The sequence below is a fragment of the Lysinibacillus sp. NPDC056220 genome, from assembly GCF_049315265.1.
In the GTDB taxonomy this organism is placed as follows: Bacteria; Bacillota; Bacilli; order Bacillales_A; family Planococcaceae; genus Lysinibacillus; species Lysinibacillus pinottii.
In genome coordinates this window covers 38640-57991 of the sequence record NZ_JBMOXD010000008.1, presented here as the reverse complement: position 1 = coordinate 57991, position 19352 = coordinate 38640, and the positions used below count along the sequence as shown (strand labels likewise).

Genomic DNA, 19352 nt, shown 5'->3' with positions numbered 1-19352 from the left:
CTTCTATCTGTTCATTGTCACACTCAACAGATAGAAGTTTTTTATTAAACATTACGTTTATAGTTTTTAGTACCATCATAGGAATATAACATCGGTTTACCATCCACATAGGTCTCTAAATGCACAGGACGGCCCCACAGCTGATATATATAGGGTAAAACATTTTCTAAATAGTGCGGATCTAGCTCCATTCCTTCATAGCCATGCATTAAATAGAGTTCTCCGTTCCGTAAATAATCTCCGTTTTTAACTAAAATATAAGGGAATCCACCATTTACTCGCATGGAAACAAGCTGATCTCGAACCATCTCATAATCTTTGTCGGTAATCCGATACTCATTACCTTTCTTTTGAAATAAATATAAATCCTCACGTTTCGCTAAGTCTTTTGATAAATAATTACGGATAAAGGAAATATCTGACTCAACCTCTCTTACTTCAAATATTTTTTCCCGTCCCGTGTTCGGCTGTACACCTAACCGCTTCATCTCCTCAGTCGGATTGTTATAACGATTTTCAATATCCTCAAAAATTTTAATGCCAAGGTAATATGGATTAATCGACGTTTTAGAGGGTTGCACAACTCCAGCATTTAACTTGGCATATTCAATGGTTTCTGGAGTTGTTAGATTCAACTCCCGCATAATTCGTTGATGCCAAAAAGATGCCCAGCCCTCATTCATTATTTTCGTTTCTAACTGCGGCCAAAAATAGAGCATTTCTTCACGCATCATTGTTAATATATCTCGTTGCCAATCTTCCAGCTCTCGACTATGTTCTTCTAAAAATAATAAAAGATCTTTTTCGGGTTTTGGTGGGAACTGCTTTAATCTCCGTCTGATTGGTTTATACACTTTATCTTTTTCCTCTAAGCTCCATAAATCATCGTACGGTGATTTTATCGGGGCTTTTTCTTCCTCTAGCTCATCTTCCTCACTCCAAGATAGCTTTGGTCTCAATATAGATGGATCAATATGTTCCTGAATCGCTAAAACGGCATCCAAAAACTGTTCCACCTCATCCTTACCATATTCTCTTTCATAGCCGGCAATTCGTTCAGCCGTAGCTGTCATGCTCTCTACCATATCTCTTCTTGTGTTGGAAAAGCGTACATTATTTTTAAAGAAATCGCAGTGTGCTAAAACATGGGCGATAATCAATTTATTTTGTGTTAACGTATTCGTATCAAGTAAAAATGCATAGCATGGATTAGAATTAATAACGAGCTCATAAATTTGACTAAGCCCTAAATCATATTGAAGCTTCATTTTATGAAATTGCTTTCCAAAGCTCCAATGGGAAAAACGAGTAGGCATTCCATAAGCGCCAAATGTATAAATAATATCCGCTGGACAAATTTCATAGCGCATCGGATAAAAATCTAAGCCAAAGCCTGAGGCAATTTCGGTAATTTCATCTATTGCTCGATGAAGCTCTTTTGTGTCCATTTTACGCCCCCTCCCTTGAACGTTGATACTAATCAAACTTCCATATTACTCCTCATTTTTCTTAAAAAAGCTCTTTAAAGCATCATAGACATCGCCTTTTTTTCTCAAAATATGATGTCTAAATTTCGGATCATCAATTTTTTTATAGGTATACATAAGTGTTGAGAAACGATTATGCTGATTGACTTCTCCATATCCAAACATACTGGATACGTTCATCAATTCTGCCACTAGCTTCAAGCACTTTTCATTATCCATTGAAATATTTTCACCATCTGAAAAATGAACAGGATAAATATTGTAACGGGATGGAGAGTATTTTTCCTCAATCAATTCCAGTGCTTTTTTGTAAGCCGAAGAACAAATAGTTCCTCCACTTTCTCCCTTTGTGAAAAACTCCTCTTCTGTCACTACCTTTGCTTCTGTATGATGGGCAATGAATTCAATTTCAACCGTTCCATATTTGGAACGTAAAAACTTTGTCATCCAAAAGAAGAAACTGCGAGCACAATACTTTTCAAATGCTCCCATCGAGCCACTCGTATCCATCATGGCAAGCACTACCGCTTTTGATTCTGGTTTTACCACTTCATCCCAAGTTTTGAAACGTAAATCATCATTATGAATAGGTGTAATTTCAGCTTTTCCTTGCATTGCATTGCGTTTTAATGCATTTAAAATGGTGCGCTTTTTATCCACATTGCCCATTAGCCCTTTTTTGCGAATATCATTGAAATCTATTTTTTCAGTGACGATTTCTGCCTTTTCCTTCTGCTGCAAATTAGGTAGCTCCAACTCGCGGAATAAGACATTTTGAATTTCTTCAATACTGACTTCCGCTTCATAATAATCTTGGCCAGGCTTGTCACCTGCCTCTTTTCCTTTTCCTTGAGCTTGATTGGCCTTACTACCATCTCGTGCCACTACATCGCCAATATTACTATCTCCTTGCCCTTGCCCTACATGCTTAGAATTATCATAGTTATATCGAATTTTAAATTCATCCAGTGAGCGTATAGGTATTTTAATAACCTCTCGACCATTAGACATGACAATACTTTCTTCACTAACTAAATCAGGTAAATTGTTCTTAATGGCATCTTTCACTTTTTCCATATGTCGTTGTTGGTCCTGATGTCCTTTACGATGGAGGGACCAATTTTCCTGAGAGATAACAAATCCTTTATTTTCATGTTCAGTCATTTTTATCCTCACCCATCTATCTCAAATTCGCTTTTTCTATACTATGCTTGAGAAACACTTTCTTGCACGTTTTTTATAAATTCCATAGTGCATTGCGTAAAAATCCCTCATTTTGATAGTAAAAGGAGTGCCCTGAATTGGGACACTCCTATCTGACTTGGAACAATAAAAGTTATTTATCGATTCAACAGGCTTCCTACATATTGCAGCAACTCGTTTGCAGATGTTGTATTATAACCATGCTCATCCACAAGTCTCGCGACTACCTCATTAATTTTCTTGAGCTGCGATTCATCCGGCATTTTTGATGAAGTTGTAATTTTCACTACATCTTTCAAATCGGCAAATAATTTTTTTTGAATGGCCTCTCGTAATCTTTCGTGAGAATTATAGTCAAAACGTTTGCCTTTTCGTGCATAGGCAGAAATACGAATGAGAATCTCCTCACGAAATGCCTTTTTAGCATTTTCCGAAATGCCAATTTGCTCCTCAATCGAACGCATTAATTTTTCGTCTGGGTTCATTTCTTCCCCAGTGAGCGGATCAAATAATTTATTTTTATTACAAAACGCCTCTACATTATCGAGGTAATTGTTCATCAATGTTTTCGCTGATTCTTCATAGGAGTATACAAAAGCCTTCTGTACTTCATTCTTTGCAATTTCATCGTACTCTTTGCGGGCAACCGCAATGTAGTTCATGTATTTCTCACGATCCTCCTGAGAAATGGAAGCATGCTGATCCAATCCATCCTTCAAAGCTCGTAAAACATCTAATGCATTAATAGATGGCACCTCTTTGCGGATAATTGCTGATGAAATACGATTAATAATATAGCGCGGATCAATACCGTTCATGCCTTCATTAGGAAACTCCTTTTTCAGTTCCTCTAAGTCAACGGAATTAAATCCCTCCACATTTTCTCCGTCGTACAAGCGCATTTTCTTAATCAGATCCACACCTTGTTTTTTCGGAACCTCCAATCTCGTAAGAACCGAAAAGATTGCTGCGGCCTTTAAAGCATGCGGCGCAATATGAACATGGGACATATCACTCTCTTTAATCATTTTTTCATAAATATGCTCTTCCTGACTCACCTTTAGGTTATACGGAATCGGCATAACAATAATACGGGAATGTAATGCCTCATTCTTTTTATTAGAAATAAAGGATCGATATTCGGTTTCGTTTGTATGAGCTACAATTAACTCATCCGCACTAATTAATGCAAATCTTCCTGCTTTGAAATTTCCCTCTTGCGTTAAAGATAATAAATTCCACAAGAATTTTTCATCCAACTTCAGCATCTCTTGGAACTCCATCATTCCTCGATTGGCTTTATTGAGCTCCCCATCAAAGCGATAGGCACGGGGATCGGATTCAGAACCAAATTCACCGATTGTGGAGAAATCAATACTTCCCGTTAAATCGGCAATATCCTGCGATTTCGGATCAGAAGGTGTAAATGTTCCTATTCCTACGCGTTTATCTTCTGAAAAAGAAATTCGTTCAATCATCACGTTTTCAATACGTCCATCGTATTCCTTTTCAAGACGCATCGTATTTAAAGGCGATAAACTTCCTTCAATTCTTATGCCATACTCCTCAAAGAAATCATTACGTAAATGATGTGGAATTAAGTGCAATGGGTCCTCATGCATTGGACATCCCTTAATTGCGTAGACCGCACCCTCATCTGTTCGAGAATATTGCTCTAACCCGCGTTTCAATAAAGTAACAATTGTTGATTTACCACCACTAACTGGTCCCATTAATAATAAAATACGCTTTCTAACATCTAACCTGCGTGCTGCTGGATGGAAATATTCCTCCACCAGCCTTTCAATTGCTGTTTCAAGCCCAAAAATTTCATGTCCGAAAAATTTGTACATTTTTTGCCCATCGCGTTCCTCTACACCAGCACTTTTTATCATATTGTAGACGCGTGAATGGGCTGTTTGTGCAACTTCAGGTCTTTCCCTAACGATGTTTAAATAATCTGCAAATGTGCCTTCCCACTTCAGCCTATTTTCTTCTTCGCGATAGCTTTTCACTTTATCTAAAATGTTAATAGCCTTCCCTCCATTCAGGGCTTGATTTATAACATAGTATGAAGTAAATGACATGATGATACCGATTACTTTTTCTTTAGTGAAGTTTCTTCTTATTATGGTTTTTTTTATGGCAAAAAAAACCGTGAAAACATGGCCTAAATCGTAAGGAAAAAGCTTTCTGGAATGAAGATAAAAATTTCGGTTATTCTAATCTTTAGAAAGGAGGTCCATCATTGCATCGTCATTTTATATTTCTTTTAACATTCATACTTTTAGGAATTACACTCTGCCCAGCCGACTCATTTGCAAAGGAGGAGGCAACGGAAGAAGAAATTGTGCAGCAGCGTATGTCTTATTATGTACAATTTGATGAATTGCTCATCCCTTGGCACTTTTTGGCTGCTATAGATCAATATGAGAGAAATCTACAATCCGTTCGAAAAGATATCCCTAAGCGAGATGGCTATTTGTCCATTCAATTTTCTGATGAATATTGGTCTGGTGCATTAAATCCTATAAAGGAAGACAGCAAACCCGAAACAATTAGCTATTTTGGAGGAATGGGCTTAGACGGAAATAACGATGGAATTGCTAGCCCTAAGGACGATGAGGATGTCATCTTCTCAATGGCAAGTTACTTAGCCAAATATGGAACAACTGATGAGGATTTTAAATTAGCCTTATGGGAGTACTACGGCAGCGAAGAAGCGGTCAATCAAATTTTTACCATTTCCACTTTATACAGACATTATAAAACCATCGAGCTTGATGCACATACCTTCCCACTTAATATCAGCTCTACTTACAGCTATAAAGGAACATGGGGCGCCAATAGAGGCTGGGGCGGACGTCGTATCCATGAGGGAACCGATATTTTTGCCAATTATGGAACACCTGTATTATCTACCTCCTATGGGGTTGTTGAGGTCAAAGGCTGGAACCAATTTGGCGGCTGGCGTATTGGTATTCGTGATAATCATAACTCCTATCACTATTATGCCCACCTCGGCAGCTATCATAAGGACATTGAAGTAGGTACAATTGTGGAGCCCGGCACGGTGCTCGGCTATGTTGGAAGCTCTGGCTACGGAAAAGAAGGTACATCTGGAAAATTCCCACCCCATCTTCATTATGGCATATACAAATTTAATGGTAGAACTGAATGGGCATTTGATCCTTATCCTTCCTTACTTCAGTGGGAGCGACAGGCAAAGAGTAAAAAACAATAAATATATGATTCAAGACACTTGAGGCATTTTGCTTCAGGTGTTTTTTCTTTGCCATTAGGAAATTTCACATAAATATTTTTTTCATATCTCTGGCCGCTGTACATATTTTACTACTCGTAAAAGAAAAATAATTATACTGTTGAACTAAAAAACTATTTTTAATTATTTTTACCAAATGGCTTATTAATCTATCAAAATAGTTATAAAATAAAAGTTGTTATTGATCAAAATACTCTATATGGAGTTAGGTAAAGGGATGGGGAAATGAAAGGCATTTTTCAGTTTAAAACACTTAAAGCAAAAATTTTAAGTGCATTTATACTTTTGTTAGTTTTAGTCGTTAGCTTTACAGCTTACACTTACACTTCCAATACAGCTATGGAGAAACAAGCAAAGGCTTTAGTAAAGGAAGATTTAGTAGTACTCAATGCAAGTAACAATTTAGCACTCTCTATGAGTGTCCGATTGTCAGCAGCCTTAAACTATGTGTTAACTGGTGATGAAAAATATAAGGAAACGTTTAATGAGTATCGTCAAATAGCTGAGGATAATAACGCGCTTCTGGACAAATATGATACATCCGAGGAACGCACTAAAACTGTAGAACTTGCACGTGATTGGAGCCAAATTGTGAAGACAGAGGTATTCGATGTCTATCAACAGGGCAATAAGGAACTAGCCTTAGAAAATTTAATGGATACACAAAATCTCGTGTCAAGCGTACGTAATGGCTATGAACAGCTCGCTAATGACCGTGAAGAAGCTATTACAGCTGTTGGTAATGATGTTGTAACAACGAGCTCTACCAATCGTACGATTGGTATTATTGTCAGCTCTATCCTAACAATTATTGGTATTTTAATTGCTATTGTTACAGCTAGTACGATTTCGAAGCCCATTAAGGTAGTGGCAAATCGTATGAAGGAACTAGCAGATGGTAATTTACAGCTTGACCCATTAACTGTAAAAACGCGCGATGAAATTGGAACGTTAATGTCTGCAGCAAACGATATGAATGATCAATTAAAGCAAACCATTCAATCCATCTATACAGTTTCTGAAACTGTTGCAGCAAGTAGCGAGGAGCTAGCGCAATCTTCCAATGAAGTACAGGCTGGTACTGAACAAATTACAGTGACTATGCAGGAGCTTGCTTCAGGCACAGAAACGCAAGCCTCTACAACGGGTGATTTAGCAGAAACAATGACAGCGTTCAAACGTAGTATTCAAGAAACAACACAGGAAGGTACCGAGCTAAAAGATCATTCTAGCCAAGTTCAAGATTTAACGATTAGTGGCAAAAATTTAATGATTCAATCTACACAACAAATGGCCGCTATTAATGAAATCATGTTAGATTCCGTGAAAAAGGTTGAAAATTTGAATGATCAGTCTGCTGAAATCTCAAAATTAGTTTCTGTAATAGACGATATTTCAAACCAAACTAATTTACTAGCTTTAAATGCAGCTATTGAAGCGGCGAGAGCAGGTGAACATGGTAAGGGCTTCGCTGTTGTCGCAGATGAGGTACGCAAACTTGCCGAACAAGTGCAATTCTCAGTTACTGATATTTCAACAATCGTCAATCGGATTCAAGGTGAGACAGGTACTGTCACTACTGCCTTACAGACAGGCTATGAGGAAGTCAAAAGAGGGACAGCACAGCTTGATCAAACAAGTGAAACATTTGAACAAATATCTAGTGCTGTAGAGGATATGATAGATAATATTACGACTATCTCTAATAATTTAAATCAACTTGCGGATGGTTCCGAAACGATCAATGCTTCTATTGATGAAATGGCTTCCATTTCACAGGAATCTGCAGCAGGGGTTGAACAAACGACAGCGACTGTGGAGGAAACAGCCGCTACTATGGATGAAATAGCTCGAAGTGCTAATCTGCTCGCTGGATTAGCCGAGGAATTAAATGGCCAATTAAAACAGTTTAAAATTTAAAAACGATGTTAAAAGCTATCTCAATTTTTCGGATTTGGGATAGTTTTTTATCTTTTCTTTATTGCCAATGTCTAATTGGCACTCTTTCCAGCTCATGACGTTTTATAATGACACTTATCTTTTGAAACCATTTCTCACATAATTCCATGGCTTCTTCGTATTCTTCCTCATCTCTCGCAATAGGATGTTCACCCTGATCCATAAACATATATTCTAAAATAGGCTCTGATAAATGATCGACTACAAACTTTAATGATAGTTGTGAAACGGTATCATCCTCTTCAACTTCCTCTTCTTCTTCTGCTACATTCTCCTCCTCCCCTAACAACGAGCCACTCATTAAGTAATTTTTAGTTCTGAGGACAAACATTTCATCCTCCATCATAGCTACTTCATAAATTTTACTAAACGGAATTTCTATAATTTTAAGTTCTTCCTCTAACTCTTCCCTTTGAGCGAAGATGAGCATATTTGTATGTTCATTTAACAATAACCCCTTTAAAGCATCCTGTGATAATAGGCATTGCGTATGAGGAATCGCCTTCATCTCCTCTTCACTAGCTTCCTTCATTTCTGCATAATTTTGTGATTCGATATAACGCTCTTTTATATACCGAATAATGCCTATACTCACTAACGTTAGCCCGATTAAAAAAAATAGCTGCTTAATAATGGCTACTTCAATTGCATTTGCTAGAAAAAAATAGATGATCCCTAATAAAATGAAGAAAATAATGTTCATTCATATCCCACCTTTATGAAGATAATCCGCTAGAGAAATAGTTGAATATACTAGCAATCTATTCATGAATCTATCTTTTCATACTTATTTCTCTCACATAAAAAAACATGAGATCAGTAAAAGTTCAATGATCTCATGTTCTCTATTAACGACCGACTAATTCTTCTTTACTGCCTACGTCATCTAGTGTTTTATCTTTTTCTATTTTGTGCATCTCAAGGACATGCTGTGATGGTGGCACTAGTAGGCTTACTACTACAATCGTAATTCCTGTTATTACAACACCTGAAAATACTGGTGCCTGCCACAATTCATTTAATAGACCAAGAAATCCTTCTGATTGGATGGTTAAACTAGGGACAAATGTCAATGAAGTAACAATGTAATAGATTAAGCCAACTGATATACTTGCCCAAACAGCAGGTGTACTCACACGTTTCCAAAATGGTCCTAAAACGATTGGCCAGAATATCGTTACAAAAATGACATCCCAAGCTAAATACGCTAAATCAATAACCTTTTGAAAGCTTATCGCTAACACTAACCCTAGCAATGCACTTGAAAGTATGACAGAGCGTGAGAATCTTAGAAGCTTTTTAGGATCAGGATTTCGATTAATAAAATCTAAATAAATGTTCTTTGTGACAATTCCCGAAGTCGCTACATAGCATGCGGCTACCGTTGACATCCCCATAGCTGCCATGGCCGTTAAAAAAATAGCTGCCAAAAGCGGAGGGAAATAACCTTGTGCAAAGGTAAGCATCAATGTTTCTGGGTTAGTACTATTAGGGTAAATAGATTTGAAAGCTTCACCCAACATTCCTGGAATCCAGCTGATCGCAATAACTATAGTCCCCGCAATGATCATACTGCGCTGAGCTACTTTTGGACTTTTCGCCGCTGCGACCCTTTGACCAAGATCAACTGCTGGAATGTCCCCAAGTGCTAAGACAAGATATAGCGTCCAAAACTCGGCTCCTGCCTTGTCAAACAATGTATGAATATTCCACCACTCAGGGTTAAAAGTCACATCAGGATAATAAAATAAAATAAAGATAGTAATTCCTAAAATCCCTGCTATGGCAAGCGCACCTTGTACGATTTCTGTATAAGCGACTGCCCATAAACCACCTATAACTGAATAGATAGCTGTTAATGATACAAATAGAAGTGCTGCAGGAATGAAGTCAATTTGTAATAGTTGCTGAATAATATATGTACCACCGACTGTTAATGCCGCCGCATTAAACACACCAAAGGCAATGGCCATTACGACACCTGTATAGGCTCCTAACTTTTTACTACCATAGCGTAAGCCATAGTAATCTGCTAATGTCCAGCCCTTTAAACGACGTAGTGGCTTTGTCCAAATGAGTGCGCCAAGTATCATACAAGTACCTAAGCCACCCATTGTTGCTGAACCTTCAAAGCCTCCGCTCGTATAGCCTGATCCTACTGCTGCAAAAAAGAATGGAGCAGCTAATAAAGCCGCGACTAAACTTCCAGTGACCACAGAAAGAGGCATACTCCAACCAGCAACAATTAAATCCTCTGCGGTATTGACACGCTTGTACCCTTTATAGCCAATATAATAAATAAATACTAAGTATAAGCTAAAGATGATTATATTTAACATGCTCGTACTCCTTAGTTTCCATTATCCATTCATTACAACGCCACCATTAGGTGTTAATATTTGACCTGTATAGAAATCAGCATGCTGAGAGGCTAAAAATAATACACTTTTGGCAATTTCCTCTGGCTGCGCTAAACGTTTTAATGGGTATTTTGCAGATTCTTCCTCAACATAGTTGTCCCCAAACTCATTTAAAATGTCTGTAAACGTACCACTTGGCGCTACTGCATTAACAAGAATTGTTGGTGCTAATTCTCTAGCTAATGCTTTTGTAAAGGCATTTATAGCACCTTTGGCGGCGGAATAATGTGTAAATTCTTCACATCCTAAGCTCCCAATATCAGAAGAAATATTAATGATTTTCCCTGTGTCTCGTTCTTTCATTCTTTTAGCAGCTTCACGGCAATTATAGAAGCATCCATATAAATGAACCTTAATCATTCTGTCCCATTGCTCATCTGTTAAATCGGTGATGCTGGATGCCTGTGCAAACCCAGCATTATTCACAAGAATATCAATTTTGCCTAAATGCTTATCCATATATTGATACATGTCTTGCACTTCCTCAGATTTAGAAACATCTGCATGAAACGTCAAAGCTTTAATACCAAACTTTTCAGCCTCCATTCGCACTGCCTCAGCTTCAGGCTTATCTCCAATATAATTGATTACTATATTAGCCCCATGCTGAGCAAAGCCTAATGCAATGGCTTTGCCGATCCCTTTACTAGAGCCTGTTATTAAAACATTTTTCCCTGTAAAATCAATGTTCATCTTGATCATTCTCCAATTTAAATTTTGTCACAAGCGCTTGAAGCTCTTCTGCTGTTTGTCCAAGCGCTGAGGATGCATCTTTCACTTCTTGCATTGTCGTTAACTGCTCTTGTGTAGATTTGGAAACATTAGAAGAGAAATCAGCCGATAATTCTGCAGATTGTTTAATGTTATTAACGGATGCAGCCACTTCCTCCGAGGAGGCAGATATTTGCTGAGACGCTGCAGAAATTTCACGTATTTGATTTGCTACTTCTTCTGAGGAAGTAAGAATTTCCTTAAAGATTTCTCCCACCTCATTAGTAAATGTCATCCCTACTTTTACATCCTCTTTTCCTTTTTCCATAACAGTAAGAGATGCATTGGAATCTGCCTGAATCGAACTAATTAAATTATAAATTTCAGTTGCTGACTGCGAGGATTGCTCAGCCAATCGTCTTACCTCATCAGCGACAACAGCGAAGCCCTTACCATGTTCACCTGCTCGTGCTGCTTCAATGGCTGCGTTCAGTGCTAAAAGATTTGTTTGGTCCGCAATAGCTGTAATTAAGCTAACAATGTCACTAATTTTTTTAGTATTGACATGTAAGCCGTTAATTGTTGTGCCAATTTGCTCGACTGATTCATTAATTAATTCCATTTGTGCAATAACCTGATGCACAACTTGATTGCCTCGTTCAGACGCTTGTGATGCTGAAATAGAAGATTCCGCTGCTGTATTAGCCGAGTCAGCAATTTGTTGGATACCAGTTGCAGTCTCCTCCATAGCAGCTGCCGTTTCCTCGGTCATTGTCATAGAAGCTTCTGCATTTTGAGTAATTTGCTTTACATCATTCGCAATATTGGTAGAGCTGTTATAGGTCTCACCAGCATTGACAGTTAATTGAGTCGCTGCTGAAGAAACGTGATTCGAAGTATTTCTGATGTTTAAAATAATATGTTGTAAATTGGCAACCATTGTTTGAATAGATGCTGATAAATTGCCGATTTCATCTTTAGTAATATCTAAATCCACATTTATTAGCTCTCCATTTGCTACTTGGTTTGCTACATTTACCACTTTCTGAAGTGGCTTTAATAAACGATCTATAATTATGTAAACTAAAACTAATAAAATTAAAATTCCTATAATTGCAATGACGATTTGCTTAATAACACTTGCTTTAATAATGGTATTGATATAGTCCGCAGAGTAATCAATTCCTAAGAGCGCTATCAATTGTCCCTTATCATCGTGAATGGGGCTGAAAACAGTTCTCCAGGAACCAAAGGGATCCTCGAATATATCTGTTACTTCTGTACTATTATTTTGAATAGCTAATTTTGCTGTTTCTACATGCTCATTCGCTAAATCGGTAAAAATTTCACCTGCTTCATAGACCTCATTCAAATTAGATGTATAGCCAATCGGATTGACCCCACCTTCATCCTGCACATCCCAAATATAACTCCAACTCATAATACCTTGTTGTTCTTGAATCAAATCGAGTTGCTTTTGTACCTTCGTAAATTTCGCGTTTGTTTCTCCTTTTTCAGACAATAAATCTTTCACTTCATCACTATCTAAATTCATAGCTGTTAACAAACCAACACTTGTTAATTCTTGTTCCAAATCAACTGTCATACGATTGTTTAATTCTTTAATACTTTGTGTAGTAATGACGGCTATAAGCAATAACACAACAATGGAAACCGTCAGTAAAAGTTTGTTTTTTAATGAGATGTTTTTCCATAACTTCATGACTTTCTTCCTCCTTATACGTTTTTGCAAATAAAAAGCCTATTCCGAAAGAAATAGGCATAAAAGAACTTAAACTAGAATTTAACGGAACAACTAGCACTCTTTTGCAACCTAGCTATCTAAGTAAATATTCCCTTAGACCTGTAGCTTTGCATCTTTACTTTTTAGTAAATTTGCCTATCTTTTCCCTCCCAAAATTAACACAATGGGAAAAAGTAGTCAATGCTACCAATTTTAAAATGTATAATCTTATACTACTTCATTACTAGTTATTCATTTATAGAGCAAAATAAAAACAGCTACAACATGAATACATATTGTAGCTGCATATTTTTCCACTTACCCCTAAGTGTTTGAATAATTTATACGTTTTGTGTCATCAGTAATACAGATGGTATAAATGATAGAGCAAACATAGCCATATACCATAATGAAGTACGTCGTAAAGAAAAACGAACTTTTTTTCGTTCTGCATAAAAAATATCTAACATAACTGCAACAATAAAAGGCATTGTAACACATGCAATAGCTACTAATAAGATGTCAAAATAAATCATACAAGCACCCCTTTATTTGTGAACATTTTTCATCTTTTTTGTGAACATTTTGTGATAACTAAATTGTACACAATTTCGTCACAAAATGTCAACTCATTTAAAAGAAAAAAATGGTACTTTATGATTTATTCTCGCTACATTAGCGCATTATTCTCTATATTTATATGTTAAACCTCTTAAAAAATTACGAACAAATGAATCGCCACATTCTTTATAATTACGATGACTTGGGTTTCTTAAAATCGCACCTAATTCACCTTTAGTAACTTTTATCCCACCATCATATAATATTTCAAGCATGTCCTCAGTTGTTAAAGCTAAGGCAATTTTCACTTTTTTTAATAGCATATTATTTGGGCTTTCTTTCCCCGAGACAGGTAATGGACCTTCTGGCTGTCCTTCTTTAGTCTTTTGAGGACCACGTTTAAATGTAATCAATCCATTCAAAAAGGCTTCTAACATTTTGTTATTACATTTGATGTATTGTTCTGGTGCATCTTCCTCATCATTAACCTTTAGAAGCATGTTTAATATTTCTTCCTTCGTATAATCCATGCCACCAAGCTTAAATATTTCCACCATATCTACATTTTTTATATCTAACGCATAGCGTAAACGAATTAGAATATCATTATTCGTCATTAATAAATTCCTCCTTTTAATCAACCTTCTTTAGCAAAGAGCCAGGCTTTATTATAACAGACAGTTTGCTCATTTTAGCTTGATTTCCACAAGTTGTTGCTGTTAGCAATTAGCGTGTGCGTTTCCTTCTTTTTAAATGTATGAAAAGTTTGTAGGCAACCATTCTAAATGCAAGGAGGTGAGAATAATGGCTAATAATAATCGTAGCTCAAATAAACTTCTAGTACCTGGTGTACAAGAAGCTGTGAATCAAATGAAATATGAAATTGCACAAGAGTTTGGCGTTCAGCTTGGGCCAGAAGCATCTTCTCGCGCTAATGGTTCAGTTGGAGGAGAAATTACAAAACGCCTCGTAGAAATCGCTGAGAAGCGTTCAAAGGGTTTATTATAATTAAAAACTAATAAAAAAGAACGAATCCCTCTCCTCCTTTTGAAGAAGTGGAATTCGTTCTTTTGTAATTAATAGAATTAAGCTGTTTGCAAGGCTTCAGTTGAGCCTTTAAGCGTTAGCATGACCATAAAGGAAATGCCATATAGTGCTGCTAAGTAAATCATGACGACTGTCATATCATAACTTTGTAAAATATAGCCGACAAAGATTGGTGAAAATCCTCCTATTGCTCGGCCAAAGTTAAAAATTGTATTTGTTGCTGTACTACGAATTTGCACAGGATAGAAGCTACTAATTAATGCACCGTAGCCAGCAAACATACCATTAGAGAAAAATCCTACAATGGCACCGCCCATTAATATAGCCACAGCTCCTGTCGCAAAGGAGTAGAGAAAGACTGCACATGCAGAAGCCAATAAAAAGATACCAAATGCACGTTTCGCACCAAAACGATCCATAAATCTTCCGAAAGTGAGCATGCCAATAATCATACCGACTGCCGTACTAATTGTCCACAATGCAGAGCTTGAAACAGATAAGCCTTGCGATTTTTGGAGCATTGATGGTAGCCAGATCATCAGACCATTATAGCCTGCAATTTGAACAGTAGCCATTAATATTAGGGAAAGGGTTGTCATAGTGACACGAGGTGTTACAAATAGCTGTGCCAATTTCCCCTTTTTTTGCATGTTGCTTTCATTTTTTTGCGATGCCAGCCATTCTGGTGATTCATGAAGATTTTTTCGTACAATAAAGGCAAAGATCACTGGCAATACACCAATAAAGAATAGTGCTCTCCATCCTAATGTCGGTAAAATAACGGCGCTTAATAAAGCTGCTAATATTACCCCATACTGTGCACCTACACTCACATAGGAAGATGCTCTTCCTTGTTTATTTTTTGGCCAAGCCTCAGCAACAAGCGCCATTCCAATACCGTATTCTCCACCGGCACCTAGTCCAGCGATAAATCTATATACATAAACTTGTTCAATACTGGTTGCTACTCCTGTCAGGGCTGTACCGATTGCAAACAAAATGATCGTATATGTGAACACTTTTACTCGACCATACTTATCTGCGAGCACACCGAAAATAATCCCACCTAAGAGCATGCCTATATTTGTGATGGATGAAATCAATCCACCTGTTGCAAGATCGATGTTAAATTCTGCAATAATCATTGTCATCGCAAAAGAAATAAACATAATGTCCATTCCTTCTAGCGTTAACCCGGCCACTGAAGCGACCACGGTTTTTTTACGATAATCCATTCTTTCTAACCTCCAGATGTTTATTGTCTTTCTCTTTTAGAGTTCAGGTGAATGGATTATAGCTGTCTTGTCCATTCTCTTTTGAAGCCTCACAGGACTTCCTTTAAAAGAGGTGTATTTGAACAAAAATAAAAGCCCTTTAGTCAGAGAAGACAAAAGGGCATGCTAAATTAAAGATATTATAAGCCTAAGAATATCATGTAGCCCTTTTCAGCCTCTCTGGACCGTATTAAAGGTAATTTATTTCGTTCATTTATACCGTTCTACATTCTATAAGATTATGCATAAAAAAGCAATGGTTGAATAGTGGAAACTAACTAGGTAACTCAATAAAGTTTTGAGCAAATTGATAGATAACATGAGCTGGTACAGCCAAATTAAGATTCTGACCATCATCAAATCCAGCTGTAATTAAACCGACCAACCTCCCTTGCATATCCAATAAAGCACCACCGGAACTTCCGTTTGAAATAGCAGCTGTAAATTGAACCATAGACATTTTTCGTATATCCCTAAATCCAGCAACAATTCCATCAGAGATCGAATTAAATAAACCTAGAGGACTGCCAATCGCTACAATCTTTTGTCCTCTGACTAAATGACCATCCATTTTAACAGGTAAAGGTTGGCTTGTTCTGTCCACTTTCAAAATAGCCAAATCATGTATATCATGATATTTCACAAATTGATGCGTAGTATATTCGTTTGAATCATTTTCATATAGCACAGAATAATATTCCCCACCACTTACAACATGCAGGTTCGTTAAAATATAACCCTCTTGATGAAGAACAACACCAGAACCAAAACATATCACTTTGTGATCTACTCCAAAGGTTTTAATCATGACAACTGATGTGGCTAAAGAAGCTAACTGTTCATAACTACACTCTTCTCTTGTAACCATTCTAGAACTAGGGGTTGGGAGAATCGTCGGTTGTTGTGGTGGTATGCTTTTCATTGAGAGCATTTCAGGAATTATGAATTCTTTTTCATAGTAATCCGAACAACTCTGCAAATTAGATGCGGCTGCTATGATAGGATACAAATTAGTGATATCCCCTTTAGGATTCATATAGCATATATCGCAGCCAAGTGTCGATAAGAAATATAAAAATAATGATTCATGCTGCGTAATGTCACCTATAAAAACAATTTTAGGGGATGCTTGATTTTCCTTAGAAAAAATTTGTGGTAAATAATAATCCATCCAATATAAAAATTTAACTGCAAAGTTTTTTAGTAAAGTGTCATTCGCATGCGGCTGTTGTTCTTTAAAAAGATGGAGAATATTTTTAAAGCTAAGCTTTTTTGTCCATTCGAGTTGATTATTCGCTAATTTACCGCATAAAGATGTCTCATACAGTAACTGTATACTATCAGCAGCAGCCTGCCATTCTCCCCAAAGCTCCGACAGTCTATCTGCATCTTTCTTATTATTGATGACCTCAAGCCTATGTAGTCGTAAATAAAATACGCTTTGCTTTGTGAAATACTCATCCATTTTTAAAATATCTTCTTTATAAAGATCTACAGAATCAGGTATACCAATATATCGTAGAAAGACTACTTCCTTCGTAAGGGCATTATTGTTAGGACTGATCTGCATAAACTCCTGAAAAGGATTAGCTAACTTTTTATACTTAATTTTTAACGGTCTCATTGTCACAACCATCTTCATACAACTCCTATAAGCACGTCATTACATATAATGGTACTTATATACAATTCTCTGACATCTCTCTAAATCCTCTATTCCTAACAAACAAAAATGCTCAACTCTATAAAGAATTAGACGTTTACTTCACCTTTCTCAAATAAAAATATGATACATATCACAAGTATGACTAATGGTAGGGCTTTGTATAAATAAAAAGCCATGCATAAAAACAAGAACCCCAGCACCAGCATCTGTAGCTTGAGAGCACCAATAGCTAATGCAAATGGCCATACAGACTGATTGAAAAGTCAAACCAGCTATACGGTGAGCTGTTTGAGAAGAAATCATGCCCGAATAAAATAAAAAGGAATGAACAGTGGAAGGCCTCGCTCAAATAATCGAAAAATTGAGGGCTCATTGGACATTAGCTAAGAGCTAGCTATCTGGAGACAACATAAAAATAGAGAAATCCAAATTTGAATGCCTCGAATTCAGATTTCTCATTAATTGAATAGTTATGTCCCAGTCTCTCAAACGATTCACTTACTTAAATACTTGTGCTGCAGCAACTGCCTTTTTCCATCCTCCATAAATTTTATCACGATGGTCATTACTCATATTTGGTGTAAATTGACGATCTAAATTCCAATACTTGCTGATTTCCTCTGTCGAATGCCAATAGTCAACTGCTAAGCCAGCTAAATACGCTGCACCTAAAGCTGTTGTTTCATTAATAATGGGGCGATCAACAGGAACATCCAATAAATCTGCTTGGAATTGCATTAAGAAATCATTGGCCACAGCTCCGCCATCTACACGTAATTTTGCTAATGGAATATTCGCATCAGCCTCCATTGCCGCTAATACATCCTTTGTTTGATAAGCTAATGATTCTAATGTCGCACGTACAAAATGCTCCTTCGCTGTTCCTCGTGTTAAGCCAAAGATAGCTCCTCGCACATCAGAATCCCAATATGGTGTTCCTAAGCCAACAAATGCTGGGACAACATACACACCATCTGTTGACTCTACACGTGTTGCATATTGCTCTGATTCACTTGCACTGCGGAACATACGCAAGCCATCACGTAACCATTGAATCGCAGAACCTGCTACAAAAATACTGCCCTCTAAAGCATACGTTACTTTGCCATCTAAGCCCCAAGCTAATGTAGTCAATAGGCCATTATTTGACTTCACAGCCTTTTCTCCAGTGTTCATTAACATAAAGCAACCTGTGCCATATGTGTTCTTGACCATACCTTCCTCAAAGCATGCCTGACCAAATAGTGCTGCTTGTTGGTCACCTGCAGCACCCGCAATTGGGACAGCAGAGCCAAAGAATAATGCCTCCTCTGTATACCCGTAAACTTCAGAAGAAGGACGTACTTCTGGTAGCATTGAGGCTGGAACAGTTAAAATTTCTAATAGTTCTTCATCCCACTTTAAATCATGGATATTATACATCAATGTACGAGAGGCATTTGAATAATCTGTTACATGTACTTTTCCACCGGATAGCTTCCAAATTAGCCAAGTATCAATTGTACCGAATAGCAATTCTCCGGCCTCCGCTTTTTCACGAGCACCCTCAACATGATCTAAAATCCACTTCACTTTTGTACCAGAGAAGTAAGCATCTATTAATAGACCTGTTTTTTCTCGGAATAAATCATTGTAACCGCTTTCCTTTAATCGCTCACAAATATCATTCGTTTGACGTGATTGCCAAACAATTGCGTTATAAACAGGCTTGCCAGTATGTTTATCCCAAACTACTGTTGTTTCACGTTGATTGGTAATCCCAATCCCTGCAATTTGACTTGAACTCACACCTTTTTCTGATAACACTGTTGCAATACAAGATAGAATAGATGACCAAATTTCCTCTGCATGATGCTCTACCCAGCCTGCTTGTGGAAAATGTTGTTGGAATTCTTGTTGTGCTGTGTGTACGATTTTACCCGTTTCATCAAAAAGAATAGCCCTGGAGCTTGTAGTTCCTTGGTCTAACGCTAAAATATATTTTTTTTCTGACATAG

Annotated in this window: 15 protein-coding genes and 1 riboswitch; of the genes, 3 read left to right on the top strand and 12 right to left on the bottom strand. The window is 37.2% G+C overall.

Translation table 11 applies throughout. The features are described from left to right. Nucleotides 1–44: 44 nt before the first annotated feature. The 3 genes from ACOZBY_RS19065 to ACOZBY_RS19055 form a co-directional block, all read right to left on the bottom strand. Nucleotides 45–1448, bottom strand: coding sequence for a SpoVR family protein (locus tag ACOZBY_RS19065; RefSeq protein WP_012292053.1), 1404 nt, complete (start codon nt 1446–1448; stop codon nt 45–47). A 45-nt stretch (nt 1449–1493) separates the two neighbouring features. Then, nucleotides 1494–2651 (bottom strand): sporulation protein YhbH, encoded by a 1158-nt coding sequence (gene yhbH / locus ACOZBY_RS19060; protein ID WP_012292052.1) that lies wholly within the window; start codon nt 2649–2651, stop codon nt 1494–1496. Nucleotides 2652–2827: 176 nt separating this feature from the next. After that, nucleotides 2828–4723 carry a PrkA family serine protein kinase gene (locus ACOZBY_RS19055; RefSeq protein ID WP_031416834.1) on the bottom strand — a complete coding sequence of 632 codons (1896 nt, stop codon included), beginning with the start codon at nt 4721–4723 and terminating at the stop codon, nt 2828–2830. Between the two features lie 215 nt (nt 4724–4938). Between ACOZBY_RS19055 and ACOZBY_RS19050 the strand changes: the two genes are divergently transcribed. Together ACOZBY_RS19050 and ACOZBY_RS19045 are read left to right on the top strand one after the other, a co-directional pair. After that, nucleotides 4939–5934, top strand: coding sequence for a M23 family metallopeptidase (locus tag ACOZBY_RS19050; RefSeq protein WP_012292050.1), 996 nt, complete (start codon nt 4939–4941; stop codon nt 5932–5934). A gap of 264 nt (nt 5935–6198) precedes the next feature. Continuing rightward, on the top strand, nt 6199–7893 hold the full coding sequence (locus ACOZBY_RS19045) for a methyl-accepting chemotaxis protein (RefSeq protein ID WP_012292049.1): 1695 nt from the start codon (nt 6199–6201) through the stop codon (nt 7891–7893). A gap of 58 nt (nt 7894–7951) precedes the next feature. Here ACOZBY_RS19045 and ACOZBY_RS19040 read toward each other — a convergent pair whose 3' ends face one another. The 6 genes from ACOZBY_RS19040 to ACOZBY_RS19015 all read right to left on the bottom strand — a co-directional run bounded on the left by ACOZBY_RS19040 (nt 7952) and on the right by ACOZBY_RS19015 (nt 13985). Further along, the gene (locus ACOZBY_RS19040) at nt 7952–8635 is read right to left on the bottom strand and encodes a hypothetical protein (protein ID WP_036165342.1); all 684 of its coding nucleotides are present in this window, start codon (nt 8633–8635) and stop codon (nt 7952–7954) included. 145 nt (nt 8636–8780) lie between these two features. Beyond that, entirely contained in the window at nt 8781–10271 is a 1491-nt protein-coding gene (locus ACOZBY_RS19035; RefSeq protein ID WP_012292047.1) for a sodium:solute symporter family protein, read from the bottom strand. A 21-nt stretch (nt 10272–10292) separates the two neighbouring features. Then, the gene (locus tag ACOZBY_RS19030) at nt 10293–11045 is read right to left on the bottom strand and encodes an SDR family NAD(P)-dependent oxidoreductase (protein ID WP_422762606.1); all 753 of its coding nucleotides are present in this window, start codon (nt 11043–11045) and stop codon (nt 10293–10295) included. Further along, the gene (locus ACOZBY_RS19025) at nt 11035–12786 is read right to left on the bottom strand and encodes a methyl-accepting chemotaxis protein (protein WP_036216600.1); all 1752 of its coding nucleotides are present in this window, start codon (nt 12784–12786) and stop codon (nt 11035–11037) included. Before ACOZBY_RS19025 ends, ACOZBY_RS19030 begins: the two co-directional genes overlap by 11 nt. 102 nt (nt 12787–12888) lie before the next feature. Then, nucleotides 12889–12974, bottom strand: a riboswitch (cyclic di-GMP riboswitch). A gap of 174 nt (nt 12975–13148) precedes the next feature. Continuing rightward, nucleotides 13149–13343 (bottom strand): hypothetical protein, encoded by a 195-nt coding sequence (locus tag ACOZBY_RS19020; protein WP_012292043.1) that lies wholly within the window; start codon nt 13341–13343, stop codon nt 13149–13151. A 147-nt stretch (nt 13344–13490) separates the two neighbouring features. Further along, the gene (locus ACOZBY_RS19015) at nt 13491–13985 is read right to left on the bottom strand and encodes a DUF1456 family protein (protein WP_031416827.1); all 495 of its coding nucleotides are present in this window, start codon (nt 13983–13985) and stop codon (nt 13491–13493) included. Nucleotides 13986–14172: 187 nt separating this feature from the next. On the opposite strand from ACOZBY_RS19015, the gene ACOZBY_RS19010 reads away from it, so the two are divergent. Next, the gene (locus tag ACOZBY_RS19010; RefSeq protein WP_008173624.1) at nt 14173–14376 is read left to right on the top strand and encodes an alpha/beta-type small acid-soluble spore protein; all 204 of its coding nucleotides are present in this window, start codon (nt 14173–14175) and stop codon (nt 14374–14376) included. A 77-nt stretch (nt 14377–14453) separates the two neighbouring features. Here ACOZBY_RS19010 and ACOZBY_RS19005 read toward each other — a convergent pair whose 3' ends face one another. From ACOZBY_RS19005 to glpK, 3 genes are all read right to left on the bottom strand, one after another. Then, on the bottom strand, nt 14454–15650 hold the full coding sequence (locus tag ACOZBY_RS19005) for an MFS transporter (protein ID WP_012292042.1): 1197 nt from the start codon (nt 15648–15650) through the stop codon (nt 14454–14456). Between the two features lie 313 nt (nt 15651–15963). Further along, a complete protein-coding gene (locus ACOZBY_RS19000) occupies nt 15964–17325 on the bottom strand; it encodes a serine protease (RefSeq protein WP_031416810.1) in 1362 nt (453 codons plus the stop codon). Nucleotides 17326–17853: 528 nt separating this feature from the next. Further along, on the bottom strand, nt 17854–19350 hold the full coding sequence (gene glpK, locus ACOZBY_RS18995) for a glycerol kinase GlpK (protein WP_012292039.1): 1497 nt from the start codon (nt 19348–19350) through the stop codon (nt 17854–17856). Nucleotides 19351–19352 lie beyond the last annotated feature (2 nt).